We start from the raw sequence: 19,104 nt of genomic DNA on the forward strand, positions 1-19,104 counted from the left end.
TAGATCCTCATTCTACGAGATTTTTTTATCATTTAAGCATGTGATAACGTTGGAAACATAAGCTTTTTCTTTTCTATCTCTTTTAAATCTTTACCTAAAATAAACAAGGTACAGTCATCTTCCTCAACTTCTTTAACTTCATATCCTGAAGATTTAACAGGCGTAAATCCAAGTCTAACTTCTTGAATTTCACTTCCAAAAGCATGAATGATAGACTCTAAATTAACTTCATGCTTAGTAACTATTTGATGAATAAAAAGTTTTTCTTTTTCAACATTTGCAAGAATATATGCCTCTTCTTTTGCCAAATAATAGACAGGTTGCCCAAATAACAAATAAAAAGCAATCAATCCCCAATTATCTGTTGTAAAACGTTCATTAATCGTACTATTTTTTACAATATTTAAAAAACAATCACGATTTGATTGAATTGACATATCGATTTGTTCAACTTCTTGACTAGAGGTTGAACAAATACTTTTTATATATTGATATTCTTTACTTTCAACAAAACAAAATTTCGGGTAAAAATGAATGACACTATCATTTCCAAACAAATAGATGCCATCTACTTTGTGCTGATATTCCTTAATCACATGCTCCATCAGATAACGGCAAAGACCCTGTCTACGATAATTTTCATCCGTCATAACCGTTCCCAGCTGAATGTAGTGCTTTTTGACACCATCAAGCATAAAATCCATTAAATTAACCGAAACATTTGCGATTATCTGATTATTGTTAACTAAGGAATAAGGTATATATTTTTCTGTCCAAAAACCATTATTTTGCCATTCTATAAAATTAAATCCAAAGGTTTTCTCGGTTAACTCATTAAAACTTTTAACGAGTTTTTCATCATCTTTATAATTTTCCACTAATTTATATTGCATAACCATCCCCTCCTATCATCATCTTAATTCCAATCTCTTTGTACCGCTACCTAAAAATTAAATCTTAATAAAGAATGAGCATTAATGTCTTCTTTTAACTATTATATTGCCAATTCCAATCTCCATGATAAATCATTCGCTTATTCATTCCTCCATCAATCGTAATCGTTTCTCCTGTCATAAATGTCTGATTAGTTAAATAGATTACCATACTCGAAATATCTTTTGGGTTGCCAACTTTTCCTGCTGGAATGGCCATCTCATCCGTTTTACTATACGTCACTTCATCCATCACATTAATCCAACCAGGGGCAATACAATTTACTAATACATCTGGTCCTAAAGAAATAGCTAAAGCGTGAGTTAACGCCACAATTCCTCCTTTTGCACTGGCATAGGCCTCTGTATCCGGCTCCGATTGAAAGGCTCTTGAAGAAGCAATATTAATAATATGACCTCGATTCTTTTTAAGCTCTTCCTTACACAAACGACTTAGTTCATAAGGGGCCTTTAACCCCACTGCTAACACATAATCAAAGCCGTCATAATCTAAATCAGATAAAATTCCATTATTTCCACGACAGGCATTATTAACTAACACATCTATTCGACCTAATTTCTTTATTGCAAACTCTACGAACTCCCTCAAAGTTGCTGAATTTGCCACATCACCATAAAAATAAAATAAATTTGGATGACTTTTTTCAAATTCACATGATTTTTCCTCATCAATATCTATAAAACAAACAAAATCACCTAATGATAAAAAATCCAAACAAATCTGCTTTCCAATACCATGAGCGCCACCCGTTACTAAAACGCCTCTAGCCATAACCATAACCTCCTAATTTCTATATCTCATTATACTTTACCTCATATTACACTCATTAATAACACTTTCCTTAATAAGATAATGAGGCCTATAACTAAAAATCATCATTCATCAACTCTATCTCAATATAAAAACAGTCTTAAACATTTAACTCAATGAATAAGACTGTTTGATGTAATCATAATTAACCTTCTAATAAACTTTTGATTCCATTTCCACTTAAAACTAAAATATCGCCTTCTTCTAACACAGTCGCACCTTTTGGAACTAATATTTTATCTCCACGCTTTATCATTACAATCAAGATTTCTTCCGGAATATTTGCATCCATAATTGTTTTATTCAGCCACGGACTGTCTTTTTTGATTGTAACCTCTAATAAATCTGTATTAATGTCTCCTGTATAATCTGTGAAAGTCTTCAATACTTGGTGTTCATCTTCCGTTTCAACTAATCCTAGCAAAGTAGCCACTTTAGGGATAAGTGTTCCTTGAATCGAAACAGAAAATAAAGCAATGAAAAAGATAATATGGAAGATATCATTTTCTATCATAACTCCAAAAGTTATAGCAATAATCGCAAAGACAACCGATGCTGCCCCCCTTAATCCTACCCACGAGATAAACAACTTTTCCTTCATTGTAAATTTAAAAGGGCTAAGAATGGTAAACGTGGCTAATGGACGAGCAACTAATATCATAAACAACGAAATAGCAACTGCCTTCCCACTCACATACGGTAATTTAGATGGAAAAGACAATAAACCTAACATAAAAAATAATGCAATTTGCATAATCCAAGAGATTCCATCAAAAAAGTGAAACATACTTTTCTTACGAGGAATAACACTATTCCCAATAATTATTCCGGCTATATAGACGCTTAAATATCCATTTCCACCTAGATACTCACTTAATGCATACGAAAGAATGGCGATTGCTGTAACAAAAATGGTATAAAAACCTTCTATCTCAAACTTCGATCGTCGTAATAGATAAACCGTTCCCTTCGCACTAATAACTCCGATAATTCCACCTATTAAAACTTGTGTTAAAACACTACCTAATACCGTTCCAATGGTAAGGCTACTAGAACTTTTCATCATCGTAAGAATCAAAACTGTCATCATGTACGCTATTGGGTCATTACTTCCACTTTCAATTTCTAAAAGTGAGGCTAAAGATCCCTTTAAATTTAAACGTTGCGCCCTCAATACAGCAAAGACCGATGCCGCGTCAGTAGAAGAAACCACAGCACCAATTAATAAGCCTTCTAATAACGTTGTTTTTATAACAAAATGACAAAACAAACCGGTCAACCCCGCAGTCATCATGACTCCGAGTGTAGACATCATGATAGATGGGACAGCTACCGGTTTAGCCATCTTCCACTTGGTTCCGAATCCTCCATAAAACATAATAAAAACTAATGCCAAAGAACATAACTGACTCGTTAATTCATAATCATCAAAATAAATTCCAACAGGTCCATCTGATCCAAATAGCATCCCGAGTACCATAAATATAAGTAGCATCGGCACCCCAAACTTATACAATACTTTACTCGAAGTGATACAGATAATTAATACAATCCCACTAATTATCATTAATTCAGTCATAAATTCCCCCCTATATTAAATCATTAGATTCCGATAATCCTATCAATTTAATTTTACAACATTAAAGGATAAATTTTCTACTTAATCTTTATTTATCCATTTATAATCAAAAAACTAGACTCAAAATCTGAATCTAGTCTCATTATATATTTATTTTTTTCCTAGAAAATTTATGATAACGAAAACTATATTTTTAAACCTTATCTTGCGTCGGCATAAATAAAGGTGCTGGGAACCAGGAATGGATCAAATGATTGAATAACTCATCATCGACCAAATGCTGTCCAAAAGGTGAAAAGAATAGCTGCATCGCCTCAATATGGCTAAGCAACACATCACACTCTCCCTCAAACTTACTAACCGTTACCTCTCCATTTTCTACCGAAATGACAAACATACCGTAATCTAAAACTTCAAAACTTAACACCCCATCGATCAAATCAGCATAACTGGCTTTAAAATGTAACAACTGTGCAATAATCTCTTCATAATTCAACACATTAAACTGATAAGCGTGATGGAGCGTGACATCTTCTGCAACCTGAGTTAACTGTTTTATCTTTTGTTTCTCCCAAACAGGCAACTCAAAATTCACGAAATCCGCCTTATTGTTATGAATATAAGTTGCTAAAACACGAATATAATCCTCATCATTCTTAACAACTAACTCACTAATATAAGTATTTTCTTTGTTCACAACAACATAACCAATAAAATGATTACACTCATAAACAAAATAAACATTAAAATCCCAAGACCTTAACCAATCTAAAAAAACTGATTTTTCTCGAGTAACCTTAAACTGTGCTTTATTATAAAGCTCGTAGGCCTGTTCTATATCATCAGTTACTCCCTTAAAAATAAGATTTTCATTAACATAATGATTTAGTCTATATTTAATATTTTCATTATTTAACGTAAAAGAAAGTTTTTGCCCACAAGGCGTATATCCAAAATGTTCATAACGTTGTCTTTTTCCCCCTAAACAACTCAAATGGAATCCTTGTTCTTTCATATCTCCTAACGCCATATTCATTAACTGCTTCATATACCCACATCCTCGTGAATAAGGATGAACAGACACCGTACCGATACCAAAAACCTTTAACGTCTGACCTAAAACACTAAGCTCCATCGGAAATGCCCCTACTAAAGCCTTTATCTTTCCATTTTCCTTTACAAGATAGTGATATTCCATCATCTGATAATCTTTCTTATATAACTTAGGTAACAAACTTGGAAAATCAGTCTTGCCTCCATCATGACTAAATACATAGTTTGCAAAATCAACTACCTCATCAAAATCAGCTTCTGCTGCCTTTAAAAATTAAACCTTCATATTTACCCCCTATTTTCTATTTTTCCACTCCTTATATTCTTCCGGCATACACTTCGCACACGGTCTATAACCAGCCTTGATGGCAATCTCCTCATTTGCAAAAAATACTCTATGCTGTACATACTGTCCTTTTTCAATATATCTAGCTGCAGATTTACAATCTAATCGACCATATATTTTCAATCTTTTATGACCACCAAAGTTTCCCGGCACCTTACTTTCATATTCTTTTCCGCTAGAATCTACTAATCGATATATCTTTTCCATTGCATTTACGCCCCTTTATATATGTGAACATATACATACCTACTTGTGATACGGTTCATTATTATTAATACGGTACGTGCGATAAATTTGCTCAAGTAAAATTAATTTAAATAACTGATGTGGGAAAGTCATTTTTGAAAAACAAAGTTTGTAATTGGCACGTTTTTTAACATCATCTGATAATCCAAGAGATCCTCCGATAATAAACGCCACATTGCTATCACCACTTAGAGCTAAATTACTTAACTGTTTCGCAAATTGCTCAGAAGTCTTCATTTCTCCTTGTAAATCCATCGCAATTACATACATATTATCTTTAATCTTAGAAAGAATTTGCTTTCCTTCCTTATCCTTAATCAATTCCATCTCGCGCTCTGATGCATTATCAGGTGTTTTCTCATCTGGAACCTCAATCATCGTTAATTTACAATAACGTGATAAACGTTTAGAAAACTCATCAATTCCAAGTTTAATATACTTTTCCTTAATCTTTCCGACTGAAATAATCGTGATGTTCATATCATATCCTCCAATTCATAAAGAAATTCCCTGATTAACAGGGAATTTTATACGTTAAATCCTATTCGAAATCTTCCTCATCAGCCATCATTCCTTCGATAATTTTATAAACCGCTGAATGATTACAAAACTGACATTTTTCAGGTAACTCAACTTCCACTAAAATAGGTAATTTACCGTATTCATCTAAATAACGATCCATTGCTTCTTCAACATGCTCTAAACAAGTATACATTTATTATTCCTCCTTATAATTTAATCACCTTTGATGGATTCATCGGATAAGTCATATGTAAATTTAATTTATTCATATCAACATTTTCTTCTTTTAAAATATGGCGTACCGTCATTTCTGCCAAATCTGGTAAATTTGCATCCTGACTTAAATGTGCTAAATAAATATGTCTTGTTTTATCTCCGATTAACTGACTTAAAGCATAAGCAGAATCTTCATTCGATAAATGGCCACAATCATCCAAAATACGTTGCTTTAACGACCACGGACGATTACACATCTGTAACATCTCCACATTATGATTCGTTTCCATAATATAAGCATCTGCATTATGTAAAGTCTTTAAAATATCACCTGTAATATACCCTGTATCAGTAATATAAACTAGTACTTTTTCATCCTTTTTAATCATATATCCAACAGGATCAACAGCATCGTGAGATGTTCTAAATGGCATAATCATTAAATCATCAAATTCAGCCCATTCATTCTTCTCTAAAATCGTCGTTTTCTCAACACCTGGCTTAATAATCGCCTTGCGATGCATCTCATCAATTGTTTTAGCTGTTGCACAAACATTTAACTTCCATTTACGTGTACAAACACCAACACCTTTAATATGATCCCCATGCTCATGTGTAATAAAGATATGCTTAATTTTATTCTCGTCAAATCCACTTTTTTTAATCAATTCTTGTAATTTTTTTAATGATAAACCATTATCTATTAATATTGCTGTATTTTCTGTTTCAATAATCGTCGCATTTCCGACACTTCCGCTCGATAATACACATATTCTCATCATATCACCTTTTTCTCTAAAGAAACCTATATCTTAACCTTGATATTTATCTGATTATTCATTTTAACATGATTTATAACTTCTAATCCAGTGGTAACACATAGAAGCACTCAAAAATAAAAAAAGTAAGTAGGCTATTGAAAGCCTACCTACTTTTTTTAATAAAAACTCATTGGATTAGGTGCATAACTCGGTTGGGATCCAGTATTGGTCCGTATCTCAAAATGAAGATGAGGACCTGTACTATTCCCCGTATTACCAGCCTTTCCAATTAATTGCCCTCCTGCCACAACTTGTCCAACAGATACATCAACCTTACTTAAATGAGCATAGCGAGTATAATATCCATTGTTATGATTAATCAAAATACTATATCCATAAGCCCCGTTCCAGCCAGCTTGAACGATAACCCCATTATCAGCTGCATAAACAGGCTGTCCCACATAAGCCGAAATATCTAAAGCATAATGACCACTATAGCATAAATAAGCACAGCTAATCGTATATCGTGATGTTGGCCATTTCCAATCCTTTGTCCCACGACTCGGAATTTCCTTCGTTCCCTTTACAACAATACGATTTTGAGCCTCATTTAGTACTTTTTCACTCAACTTTTCTTGAGAAACCTGTTCTCCATTAATATAGGACTCCTTGTAAGATGTCAGCTTAATACCATTATACCCTTCCTGCTCTGTATATGTTTCCCCCACAGGAAGATTTGGATCCTCTATCGTCTCAGTTATATACTCAATCACTTCTTGCTTTACAACTTCTTTTTCAACCTGAATTTGGACGGATTGCATCATCGGCGTAACATTAAATTTTTGCCCAACATAAGGTATCGCCTGGTTACTTAAAACACGATAATTTAATAATTTGAAATCATTATATTTCAAATCATTTAATGATGCCAAAGTTTCAATTGTACTATCATTTTCTAAAATACCTACTTTAACAGGATCTTTTTCACCAGTTAAAATCAGATTTCCAATCTCCTGTTTAGTAACTAAATCATCAATATTACAAATAGAACTAGAATACTCAACACTTGGACTAAATTTAATTCCAATAACCTGTTCTCCTTCAGTCATCAGAGGTTCAATCTTTAAATTTGTATCCTTTACACGCTTTAAATCAGATTCAGAAATATATAACTGAAATAATGATTCAATCTCTTTTTCAACTTCAGTAACATCCTTTACGCACATATTAGCTGAACCAACTTTAACATAATATCCTTTTGTTTTAAACTTAACATTTTCATCAATATAATTGATGACTTCCTCATCTTTCGGAATATGCGGAATATATGTTACCTCTTGTTCAATTCGAACATTATCAGGAATAATTAAATCCTCTAATTTATAGTGATTTAGATAAGATTCAATCTTCTTTTCCTCATATTCTTCATATATTGCAATATCACTTAAAACACCTATCATCTGATCATTAACATAAACCCGATAAATAATCTGGCTTATATCCCCCGCATATGCAGATATCAGTGGTATAAAGCACAATATGATAAGAATAATACTCATTCCCCGTTTTTTCATCTTATCACTCTCATCTTCAGTTGGTATATTATACTAATATTTTACTTTAATCTAATCTCACTGTCAAAACACTTTCATGTCTAATAATGCGTTTATACAAATTAAAAAGGAGTACTATACAGTACTCCTCTGACTAAGATACAAATTATTTAATTACTTCTGCATTACGCATATATGGGCGTAAAACTTCTGGAATCACAATTGTTCCATCAGCTTGTTGGTAATTTTCAATAATTGCTGCAACAGTACGTCCAATAGCAAGACCAGAACCATTTAACGTATGAACGAACTCAGGTTTAGCTTTAGCATCACGACGGAATTTAATATTTGCGCGACGTGCTTGGAAATCTTCAAAGTTAGAACAAGAAGAAATCTCTTTATATGCATTATAAGATGGTAACCATACTTCGATATCATATGTCTTAGCAGCAGAGAATCCGATATCTCCAGTACATAATTCGATAACACGGTAAGGTAACCCTAATAACTGTAATACTTTTTCAGCATTAGCAGTTAAACTTTCTAATTCTTGATAAGAATCTTCAGGTTTAACGAATTTCACTAATTCAACTTTATTGAATTGATGTTGACGGATAATACCACGAGTATCACGTCCAGCAGAACCTGCCTCAGCACGGAAACATGGGCTATAAGCTGTATATTTAATTGGTAATTGATCAGCACTTAAAATTTCATCACGATGTAAGTTAGTAACTGGTACTTCAGCAGTTGGAATTAAGAAATAATCACTATCTACTAATTTAAATGCATCATCTTCGAACTTTGGTAATTGCCCTGTTCCAGTCATACTTGCGCGATTAACAATAACTGGAGGTAGAATTTCAGTATATCCATGATCACCAGTATGTAAATCTAACATAAAGCTAATTAAAGCACGCTCTAAACGAGCTCCTAATCCTTTATAAACTGCAAAACGGCTACCAGTGATTTTTCCTGCACGTTCAAAATCAATGATATCTAAGTCAGTTACTAAATCCCAGTGAGCTTTTGGTTCAAAATCAAATTTAGTTGGTTCTCCATATTTACGGATTTCAACATTATCATTTTCATCCTTACCTACAGCTATTGTTCCACATGGAACATTTGGAGTTCCTAATAAAATATTTTTAATTTCTTCATCAATCACACGTAATTGCTCATCTAATTGTTTAACTGTCTCACCAACACCATCCATTTGGCTTAATAATTCAGTTACATCCTTTTTTTCACGTTTATATTGACCAATTAATTTTGAAGTTTCATTACGTTTAGACTTTAATTGTTCAACTTCTAAGATGATTTCTTTACGTTTTTCATCTAATTCAGCAATTTTATTTAAATAGCTAAAATCACCACCACGTGTTTCGAGACGTTTAATTGTACCTTGTAAATCTTCACGTACTAATTTTAAATCTAACATGTCAATTCCTCCTAATATGATTTAGCATCAATTCAATCATCAACATCCCCTTTCAGTTCAAAGATTTAAAAGAAAATAAAAAAATCTCGTCCCTGAATTAGGGACGAGATTAACCCGCGTTGCCACCCTAGTTGCCTCTTGTTCCACGTGGAACAATTTAGAGACCCCTTACAAAGATAACGGTTATACCGTGAATAAATACTCATCAATGACTTTCTTCATTCCGCTCCTAGGTTGATTCTTAATCTCCTATACATCAGTTTACACCAACCACTGACTCTCTATGCTATAGAAAGAAAATTACTAATCCTAATCAATGCTTTATTATTTACTTGTAATATAACACTATACATTTTTTTTGTCAATATTATATCAGAAGCAGTAGTTTTTTACATTTAATACTGCTTCTATAGGTTTATCTATTGATATGAATTCTGACATCACATATGTACATTAGTTTATATTATTATGTCTCATTAAATTTAATTATATGCGCATAAGACCTATTGTTTATTCTTTTTCTTCTAATAAAATTTCTGAAGCTTCGGTATTTTCAACCTTTTCAGTTGCTAATTCCTCTGTATGCTCTTCTTCATGTTCAACAAGTGCCACACTTGATACAAATTGATCATCAGTTAATCGAATTAACGTTACCCCTTGTGTTGCACGTCCTGTTTGTGAAATTTGGCTAATCGGTGTACGAATAATAATACCTTTATTCGTTACAATTAATAAATCTTCTTCACCTGTTACAGTTTTCATTGCAACTAATGAACCATTTTTATCTGTAATATTAATTGTTTTAACACCTTTTCCACCACGGCTAGTTTTACGATATTCACTAATTGGAGTACGTTTTCCAAATCCTTTTTCAGAAACAATTAAAATTTCTTGATCCTCAGTTACGATTTCCATTCCAACTGCAACTTCTCCCTCTTCAAGGTTAATTCCTCGAACTCCGGCAGCTGTACGTCCCATTGAACGAACTTGATCTTCCTCAAACCATACTAATTTACCACCACTTGATGCGATAACAATATCATTTGAACCAGTTGTTTTTCTGACTCCAATTAACTCATCATCTTCACGCAATGATAAAGCAATTAAACCATTTGTTCTAATATTACCAAATGCTGATAACGTTGTACGTTTAACGACTCCGGTACGAGTTGCAAAGAATAAGAACTCATTCTCATTGAACTCTTTAACTGGAATAATCGCACTAATTTCCTCATCTTGTGCAATTTCAATAATATTGACAATCGGTAATCCTTTAGCTGTTCTACCATATTCTGGAATAGTATAAGCTTTCTTCTGATATACCTTACCTTTATTCGTGAAGAATAATAAATAATCATGCGTAGAAGTTGATAGCAACTCTTTTACATAATCATCATCATGAGTTCCCATACCTTGGACACCACGTCCTCCACGGTTTTGAGAACGATATGTTGAGATAGGTTGGCGTTTAATATATCCATTATTCGTTAATGTGATAATGACTTGTTCTTCTGGAATTAAATCTTCATCCTCAATATCAAAATCAGAACCACGAACAATCTCAGTACGACGATCATCACCATGCTTAATCATTACTTCTGTTAACTCATCGCGGATAATACCATGTACACGATACTCATTAGCTAAAATATCTTTTAAATCAGCAATTAAAGTCACTAAATTTTGATATTCATCCTCAATTTTGTCACGTTCTAAACCTGTTAAACGACGTAAACGCATCTCAAGAATTGCTTTACCTTGACGTTCAGAGAATGAGAATTCTGAAATTAAGTTATTTAATGCTTCCTCATCATTTGAAGAACCACGAATAATTGCAATAATACGATCAATATGATCAAGCGCAATACGGAATCCTTCTAAAATATGAGCACGATCTTCTGCTTTATTTAAATCAAATTGCGTACGGCGTACAATAACTTCTACCTGATGTTTGATATACGCTGCAATAATCTCTTTTAAGTTTAATACTTTAGGTTGCCCATCTTGAAGAGCTAACATATTAATTCCGTAAGAAACTTGTAATTGAGTTAATTTGAATAAGTTATTTAACATAACCTGTGGATTAACATCCTTACGCAATTCAATAACAATTCGAGTTCCTTCACGGTTAGACTCATTACGTAAATCTGTAATTCCATCTAAACGTTTCTCCTTAACTAACTCAGCAATTTTTTCAATTAAACGTTCACGGTTAACTTGGTAAGGAATTTCAGTTACTAAAATTGAATATTTCCCACCATGACCTTCGATAATTTCACATTTTGAACGCATCATAATTGAACCATTACCAGTTTCATAAGCGTTACGGATACCTTTAGTCCCTAAAATTAAAGCCCCTGTTGGTAAATCCGGCCCTTTAATATGTTCCATTAATCCTAAAACATCGATTTCTGGATTCTCCATATAAGCTAAACAGGCGTTAATCACCTCTGTTAAGTTATGTGGAGGAATATTGGTAGCCATACCTACTGCAATCCCAGTTGTACCATTAACTAATAAACTTGGAAAACGTGCTGGTAGAACAACTGGCTCATGTTCTTCACCATCAAAGTTAGGTTGGAAATCAATCGTATTTTTATTAATATCACGCATCATTTCCATCGCAAGTTTTGACATTCTTGCTTCTGTATAACGCATTGCGGCTGCTCCGTCACCATCGATAGAACCAAAGTTTCCGTGACCGTCAACTAAAGGATAACGATAACTAAAATCTTGTGCCATACGTACCATGGCATCATAAACAGACGAGTCCCCATGAGGATGGTACTTGGCAATTACGTCCCCGACGATACGGGCAGACTTTTTATATGGTTTATCACTGTGCATTCCTAAATCATTCATCGAATATAATATACGACGATGTACAGGTTTTAAACCGTCACGAACATCCGGTAAAGCACGCGATACAATAACACTCATTGCATAATCAATGAATGAAGTTTTCATTTCTTTTGCTATGTTATGTGGTTTAACTTGATCATATCCAGACATTTTCGTTCCTCCTTATAGATGTTGCTTCAAATTAGAAATCAAGATTTGTTACGTACTTAGCATTAGCATCTATAAATTCTCGACGTGGCTCTACACGATCACCCATTAACATATCAAAAATTTCATCGGCTTCAACAGCATCATCAAGAGTAACTTGTAATAACGTACGTACTTCAGGATCCATTGTTGTTTCCCATAATTGTTCAGCATTCATTTCTCCAAGCCCTTTGTAACGTTGAACATTAGGACGAGGTGTTGCTGATAATGTTTCCATAACAGCTTCTAATTCTTCTTGTGAATAAGCATACTCAATTCGTTTTCCTTGAGAGATTTTGAATAGAGGAGGTTGTGCAATATAAACATATCCATTCTCGATTAATGGTCTCATATAACGATAGAAGAACGTTAATAATAACGTACGAATATGAGCTCCATCGACATCGGCATCGGTCATGATAACAACTTTATGATAACGAGCTTTCTCGATATCAAATTCATCTCCAACACCCGTTCCAATCGCATGAATCATACTTTTAATCTCATTATTTGCATAAACTTTATCAATACGTGCTTTTTCAACGTTTAAAACTTTCCCGCGTAGAGGTAAAATTGCCTGGAATTTATTATCTCGACCTTGTTTAGCAGATCCTCCGGCAGAGTCCCCTTCGACAATGAATAACTCAGAAATATTAGCATCACGTGATTGGCAATCGGCTAACTTACTCTTGAACCCTAAAGACTCAAGTGGTGATTTACGACGAACCATCTCACGAGCACGTTTTGCTGCCATACGAGCACGTGCTGCCATTAAAGACTTATCTAAAATTAATTTTGCAGCCTGTGGATTTTCCATTAAGAAACGTTCAAATCCTTCAGAGAACACATTATCAGCAATACGACGAACTTCACTATTACCAAGCTTCGTTTTCGTTTGCCCTTCGAACTGTGGATCTGGATGTTTTGCTGAAATAATCGCAGTTAATCCTTCTCGGATATCCTCACCGATTAAAGCATCATCACCTTTTAATAAGTTTGCCTTTTTAGCATAACTATTAATAATACGCGTTAATGCAGCACGGAACCCAGCTTCATGTGTTCCACCTTCATGAGTATTAATATTATTAGCAAATGAATAAATATTTCCTGCAACACCAGTGTTATACTGCATAGCAATTTCAACACTAATTCCGTCACGTTCTCCTTCAACATAAATAACATCTTCATGAATAACTTCTTTATTTTTATTTAAGAAGCTTACATACTCACTAATTCCACCTTCAAAATGGAACTCATGTCGTTGTGGTTTTTCAGAACGTAAATCTTCTAATGTAATTTTTAACCCTTTATTTAAAAATGCTAATTCACGAATACGATTTCTTAAAATATCATAATCATAAACCGTTGTTTCAGTAAAAATTTCTGGATCTGGTTTAAATTTAACTTCAGTTCCAGTTGTATCCGATTCTCCAATCACATGTAATTCATTCATTGGAGTTCCTTTTTCAAATGATTGGAAATACTTTTTCCCATTGCGGCTAACTGTAACTTCTAAATATTCTGATAAGGCATTAACAACAGAAGCACCTACACCATGTAGCCCCCCTGATACCTTATAACCGCCACCACCAAATTTACCACCGGCGTGTAACACAGTATAAACTGTTTCAACTGTTGATTTACCTGTTTGCTTATGAACATCGACTGGAATCCCACGACCATTATCTTTTACGATAATTTCGTTATTTTCTGTGATAGCTACATTGATTTCTGTACAATATCCTGCTAAGGCCTCATCGATAGAGTTATCCACAATCTCCCACACTAAATGATGTAATCCGCGTCCACTTGTTGAACCGATATACATCCCAGGGCGTTTTCGAACGGCTTCAAGCCCTTCTAAGACTTGAATATTACTAGCATCATACTGCTGTGTTGTCGTTTCTTGAGTCATACTTATCACCTATCCTAATCTCAGCATTATTAATCGTAAATATATCTGCTAATTCTATTACTTCATCGTCGATACCATCAATATTCGTCGTTGTAATAAAAGTTTGAACCTTGTTTTTAATTGTATTAAGCAATTGAGTTTGACGAGTATCATCTAACTCACTTAAAACATCATCTAACAATAAAATGGGATACTCATGTAAAACTGAATAAATCAACTCAATCTCGGCAAGTTTCATCGACAATGATGCAGTACGTTGCTGCCCCTGTGATCCAAATTGATGGGTATTAATCCCGTTAATTGAAACACTAAAATCATCGCGGTGAGGTCCTAAATTAGTTGATCCTAGCTGAATATCCTGATCATATAACTCTCTATACTTTTGTAAAATAGATTCTTCATCCAATTCTATATTTTTAAACGAATTGATGTAGTCTAATTGAATCTCTTCTTTTTGTTTTGAAATTTCTCCATGAACATCTTTGCAAAATGATTCCAATTGCTTTAAAAACTCAATGCGTTTATTCAAAACATAAACAGCATGTGGAACCAACTGCTCAGTTATAACATCCAGTAACAACTCATTCTGGCGATTTATACGAAGCTGTTTTAACAACTCATTACGTTGTTTTAAAAGCTTTGAATATTGTCCTAAATGAAAAAGATATGATGGCGATAACTGTCCAATCTCCATATCCATGAATCGTCTTCGATATTGAGGGCCACCTTTTACTAAAGATAAATCTTCGGGAGCAAACATAACAACAATTAACTTACCTACATAGTCGCTCAATTTCTTTTGAACAATACCATTGTAGCTAGCTTTTTTGCCCTTTTTAGAAAGGACTAGGGATAAAGAAAAGTCATCTTGTTCGCGTTTAATATCGGCCTCAATACGGGCAAAATCGGTACCAAATAAAATAAGCTGAGAATCTTTACTCGTTCGATGGGATTTCGTCGTGGAGAGAACATACATCGACTCAATCAAACTCGTTTTCCCCTGTGCATTATTTCCAATAATAATATTGATGTTCTTCTTAAACTCTACACAAGCATTCTCATAATTTCTAAATTGTTTCACAACTAGTTTTTTAATAAACAAAAGAATCTTCCTATCTACTCAGCGACAATGACAAATTCGCCAACTTCATCAATTACAATCACGTCACCTGGATAAAGTTTTCGTCCACGACGATTATCACGTTCATTGTTAATATAGACTGGAATTTCTTCTAAGAAGAACTTTACATTTCCTCCACTTTCAATGATGTTTTCAAACTTCAAAAACTGTCCTAGAGTAATGTACTCGCTCGTAATAAATACTTCAGTTTGCATGTTTAATCACCTTTTTCTTTCTATATATATTATAGCATATTTTACATTTTTTTAACACGTCATTCCAAAATAAAAAGCGTTGAAATCAGTGATTTCAACGCTTTTTTTTAGTTACTGCAAACCTAACTTTTACAGTACAATTTTATTCATTTACAGCTTCACTTGCAGAGACTAAAACTTTCTTAATTTTCTTCTTAAATTCAGGTCTTGGCATCATCAAAGTGCGTTCACAATGGCAACATTTAATCTTAATATCTGCCCCTAAACGAATCACTTGCCAACGATTTGTCCCACAAGGATGTTGTTTCTTCATTTCAACAATATCATTAAGTCCAAATACAATATTATTCATTGACTGCATTGCCTCCATTATGTTGGTATACAACCATGCGTGGGAATGGAATTTCAATCCCTTTTTCATCAAAAGTTAGTTTGATTATCTTACGTAATTCACGTTGAATATGCCACTGTGTCGTCGGCTGTACTTCAGCGATCATACGAATAACCACTTCAGATGCCCCAAGTTCTTGTACCCCAAGTACTACTGGTCTTTTAATAATCTCATCATATAAATCAAATGTACGCGTCGCAACTTCTTCAAGTGTAGATAAAGCTTTATTTAAATCCGCTTCATAAGCTACACTAATATCAACAACTGCTTGCCCATTTGAAATGGAATGATTAATAACTTTATTAATATTACCATTTGGAATAATAACTGTTTCTCCTGTTAAAACGCGTATCTTAACAGAACGTAATCCAATCTCAACAACTGTACCTGTTGCTCCATCAACTTCAATAAAATCTCCCACTGAGAATAAATCTTCAAACACAATGAAAAATCCCATTGCAATATCGTCAAGCATACTTTTAGCAGCAAATGCAAAGACAACTGCAAAACTTCCTGTCCCTACTAATAATGTTTGAATCGGAACAAATACACCTAAAACGGCAATTAATCCTATAATATTAATCATATAACGCCAAATATTTAAAACAAGACTCTCAAGTGTCCCTTTACGACGATTCGTTCCACCTGTCATCTTTTGTAATTTATCGATATTAACAGCGAATGCACGCTTAATAATATTCTTACCAATGCGACGAACAATTGATAAAACAATGATAATCGCAATCACAGTAAAAATATCAAAAGCAAATTGAACTAAAAATTCTTCAATTTTGTCCATTGAAAAGAATTTAGCAATACCATCTGCTGTTGACATTGCTTGCTCTAAATTAGTTAAAAATAAATTCAATTCTATCGTTCCTTACTATTATAATTCTATACCCATTATCTCGAGTAAATGATTTAAGTTATCAAGATCATTATAGTTAATAATAATCTGACCCTTACCTTGTTTTTCTTTAATTTTAACTTTCGTTCCGAAATAAGACTCTAGATTCGTTTTAACATAATCTAGATGTGGATTTAATACTTTCGTTACTTTCTTTTCTATTTCCGGTTGATTAATTGACGCCTCTTTAATTAAATCTTCTAATTCACGAACTGAAATTTGTTTTTCTTTAATAACATTCGCAAATTTAATGATTAAATCTTCATCTTTTAATCCAGCTAAAACTTTTCCATGACCTACTGAAATTATATTATTTTCAATATCATCTTGAACAACACGTGGTAATTGTAATAAGCGCATCGTATTTGCAATATAAGCACGACTTTTTCCAATACGTTCAGCTAATCTTTCTTGTGTTAAATCTAACTTTTGCATCAACATTTTATAAGCTTCCGCTTCTTCAATTGCCGTTAAATCTTCACGTTGTAAGTTTTCAATTAAAGCATATTCCATCATTAAATGATCGTTAAATTCACGAACAATAGCTGGAATCGTTTGAAGATTTGCTTTTTGTGCAGCCCTAAAACGACGTTCCCCTGCAATAATGATGTAACCTTTAATGTCTTTTTTAACAATAATCGGCTGAAATACTCCATGCTCTTTAATCGAAAGAGCTAATTCATTAATCTTAGTCTCATCAAAATATTTACGTGGTTGATAAGGATTTGGACGAAGTGTTTTCACATCTAACTGCTGAACAACTTCTCCTTCTTTTACTTGCTCAAAAGATTCAATACTTTCAATATCATGTTCTTGAAATAAGGCACCTAAACCTCTTCCTAATCTATTAGTCGACATTGTTCTTAACCACCTCTTTAGCTAAATCAACATAAAATTGAGCAGCAGACGATTTTTCATCATAGGCAATAATTGATTTTCCAAACGATGGTGCTTCACTTAAACGAACCAAACGTGGAATAATCGTATTAAAAACTTTTTCTTTAAAATATAGTTTTACTTCGTTAATAACATCAAGTCCTAAACGAGTACGACGGTCAAGCATCGTTAATAAAACACCTTCGATTGATAAATTTCGATTTAAACGTCTTTGAACAATACGAATTGTATTTAATAACTGCGTTAATCCCTCTAATGCATAATATTCACATTGAACTGGAATTAATGTCGAATCTGCGGCAGATAACGCATTAATAGTTAGTAATCCAAGTGAAGGTGGACAATCAATGATAATGTAATCAAAATAATCTTTTACCTGCTCTAATTTCGGCAATAATTTAAACTCACGTTCTTTTTCCATTACAATCATCGCTTCAAATCCCGCTAATTCCTGTGAAGATGGAATTAAAAATAAATTTTCTTCATTTGTTTTTAAAATTACCTGATTTGTTGGTATCTCATCAACTAATAAATCAAACACAGTTAACTCAGCATCACCTTTATAAACCCCAATTCCTGTAGAAGCGTTAGCTTGGGGATCCATATCGACAAGTAAAACTTTATGTCCCAAGTGAGCCAACGATGCTGATAAGTTAATACTAGATGTCGTCTTACCAACTCCACCTTTTTGGTTCGTTATAGCGATAATTTTCCCCATATTAACCCTCCTAAAGTCATACTTGTTAATATTTTACCATGAAATGATATTATATTAAAAATAAATTTTAGCAGATAATTGTGTATTTTGTGATTTTTATAATACATAAAATCTTATCTTGTAGATATATAGGATTATTATAAACAATACCTAATTTTTTATCAAAAAATGGCGTCTAATTTGTCCACCTGTGAATAACTCTACATTCAAAATAAATCTACAAATAACTTGCCCAAAATCATTAACTTTACAATAAAAGATATTTAGTATTAACTTTTCAAAATTTATAGCCCATTTTTACTATTAAACTCAAACTTACAACTTTTTCCCCTAATTATTAATAGAAAAANAAAAAANATANANATATATATATATATATATATATATATATATATATATATATATATATATA

17 protein-coding genes, 1 pseudogene and 1 other annotated feature are annotated in these 19,104 nt (G+C 33.2%); all 18 genes and pseudogenes read right to left on the reverse strand.

All coding sequences use genetic code 11. The features are described 5' to 3' along the window. Positions 1–32: 32 nt before the first annotated feature. Positions 33–893 carry a GNAT family N-acetyltransferase gene (locus tag HMPREF9402_RS02790; protein ID WP_009606422.1) on the reverse strand — a complete coding sequence of 287 codons (861 nt, stop codon included), beginning with the start codon at positions 891–893 and terminating at the stop codon, positions 33–35. Positions 894–987: 94 nt separating this feature from the next. Next, positions 988–1,725, reverse strand: coding sequence for an SDR family oxidoreductase (locus HMPREF9402_RS02795; RefSeq protein WP_009606423.1), 738 nt, complete (start codon positions 1,723–1,725; stop codon positions 988–990). A gap of 184 nt (positions 1,726–1,909) precedes the next feature. Next, positions 1,910–3,343: a potassium/proton antiporter gene (locus tag HMPREF9402_RS02800; protein WP_006785398.1), complete on the reverse strand. Its 1,434-nt coding sequence runs from the start codon at positions 3,341–3,343 to the stop codon at positions 1,910–1,912. Positions 3,344–3,536: 193 nt separating this feature from the next. Then, positions 3,537–4,652, reverse strand: a pseudogene (locus tag HMPREF9402_RS02805) (GNAT family N-acetyltransferase); the annotation flags it as partial. A gap of 39 nt (positions 4,653–4,691) precedes the next feature. Then, positions 4,692–4,949: an Ada metal-binding domain-containing protein gene (locus tag HMPREF9402_RS02810; RefSeq protein ID WP_006785400.1), complete on the reverse strand. Its 258-nt coding sequence runs from the start codon at positions 4,947–4,949 to the stop codon at positions 4,692–4,694. A 39-nt stretch (positions 4,950–4,988) separates the two neighbouring features. Beyond that, positions 4,989–5,468: a 23S rRNA (pseudouridine(1915)-N(3))-methyltransferase RlmH gene (gene rlmH, locus HMPREF9402_RS02815; protein ID WP_006785401.1), complete on the reverse strand. Its 480-nt coding sequence runs from the start codon at positions 5,466–5,468 to the stop codon at positions 4,989–4,991. A 61-nt stretch (positions 5,469–5,529) separates the two neighbouring features. Continuing rightward, positions 5,530–5,703 (reverse strand): CxxH/CxxC protein, encoded by a 174-nt coding sequence (locus HMPREF9402_RS14105; protein WP_006785402.1) that lies wholly within the window; start codon positions 5,701–5,703, stop codon positions 5,530–5,532. Between the two features lie 13 nt (positions 5,704–5,716). Continuing rightward, complete coding sequence (locus tag HMPREF9402_RS02820) at positions 5,717–6,505, reverse strand: MBL fold metallo-hydrolase (RefSeq protein WP_006785403.1); 789 nt, start codon at positions 6,503–6,505, stop codon at positions 5,717–5,719. Between the two features lie 158 nt (positions 6,506–6,663). Further along, positions 6,664–8,061, reverse strand: a complete 1,398-nt coding sequence (locus tag HMPREF9402_RS02825; protein ID WP_009606420.1) for a peptidoglycan DD-metalloendopeptidase family protein — start codon at positions 8,059–8,061, stop codon at positions 6,664–6,666. A gap of 145 nt (positions 8,062–8,206) precedes the next feature. Beyond that, complete coding sequence (serS, locus tag HMPREF9402_RS02830; protein WP_006785405.1) at positions 8,207–9,481, reverse strand: serine--tRNA ligase; 1,275 nt, start codon at positions 9,479–9,481, stop codon at positions 8,207–8,209. Positions 9,482–9,577: 96 nt separating this feature from the next. Beyond that, positions 9,578–9,807: a binding site (T-box leader), on the reverse strand. Between the two features lie 184 nt (positions 9,808–9,991). Continuing rightward, positions 9,992–12,493 (reverse strand): DNA gyrase subunit A, encoded by a 2,502-nt coding sequence (gyrA, locus tag HMPREF9402_RS02835; RefSeq protein ID WP_006785406.1) that lies wholly within the window; start codon positions 12,491–12,493, stop codon positions 9,992–9,994. Positions 12,494–12,524: 31 nt separating this feature from the next. Further along, positions 12,525–14,444 carry a DNA topoisomerase (ATP-hydrolyzing) subunit B gene (gene gyrB, locus HMPREF9402_RS02840; RefSeq protein WP_006785407.1) on the reverse strand — a complete coding sequence of 640 codons (1,920 nt, stop codon included), beginning with the start codon at positions 14,442–14,444 and terminating at the stop codon, positions 12,525–12,527. Then, positions 14,413–15,546 (reverse strand): DNA replication/repair protein RecF, encoded by a 1,134-nt coding sequence (recF, locus tag HMPREF9402_RS02845; RefSeq protein ID WP_006785408.1) that lies wholly within the window; start codon positions 15,544–15,546, stop codon positions 14,413–14,415. The genes gyrB and recF overlap by 32 nt, the downstream gene beginning before the upstream one ends. Positions 15,547–15,560: 14 nt before the next feature. Further along, positions 15,561–15,779 carry a S4 domain-containing protein YaaA gene (gene yaaA, locus HMPREF9402_RS02850; RefSeq protein WP_006785409.1) on the reverse strand — a complete coding sequence of 73 codons (219 nt, stop codon included), beginning with the start codon at positions 15,777–15,779 and terminating at the stop codon, positions 15,561–15,563. Between the two features lie 142 nt (positions 15,780–15,921). Continuing rightward, on the reverse strand, positions 15,922–16,131 hold the full coding sequence (locus HMPREF9402_RS02855; RefSeq protein WP_006785410.1) for a DUF951 domain-containing protein: 210 nt from the start codon (positions 16,129–16,131) through the stop codon (positions 15,922–15,924). Then, positions 16,124–17,038, reverse strand: coding sequence for a mechanosensitive ion channel family protein (locus HMPREF9402_RS02860; RefSeq protein WP_006785411.1), 915 nt, complete (start codon positions 17,036–17,038; stop codon positions 16,124–16,126). The genes HMPREF9402_RS02855 and HMPREF9402_RS02860 overlap by 8 nt, the downstream gene beginning before the upstream one ends. An 18-nt stretch (positions 17,039–17,056) precedes the next feature. Continuing rightward, complete coding sequence (locus HMPREF9402_RS02865; RefSeq protein WP_009606424.1) at positions 17,057–17,935, reverse strand: ParB/RepB/Spo0J family partition protein; 879 nt, start codon at positions 17,933–17,935, stop codon at positions 17,057–17,059. Continuing rightward, on the reverse strand, positions 17,925–18,692 hold the full coding sequence (locus HMPREF9402_RS02870; protein WP_006785413.1) for a ParA family protein: 768 nt from the start codon (positions 18,690–18,692) through the stop codon (positions 17,925–17,927). The genes HMPREF9402_RS02865 and HMPREF9402_RS02870 overlap by 11 nt, the downstream gene beginning before the upstream one ends. Positions 18,693–19,104: the final 412 nt, after the last annotated feature.

Origin of the sequence: Turicibacter sp. HGF1 (genome assembly GCF_000191865.1) — a bacterium.
Classification (GTDB): domain Bacteria; phylum Bacillota_I; class Bacilli_A; order MOL361; family Turicibacteraceae; genus Turicibacter; species Turicibacter sanguinis.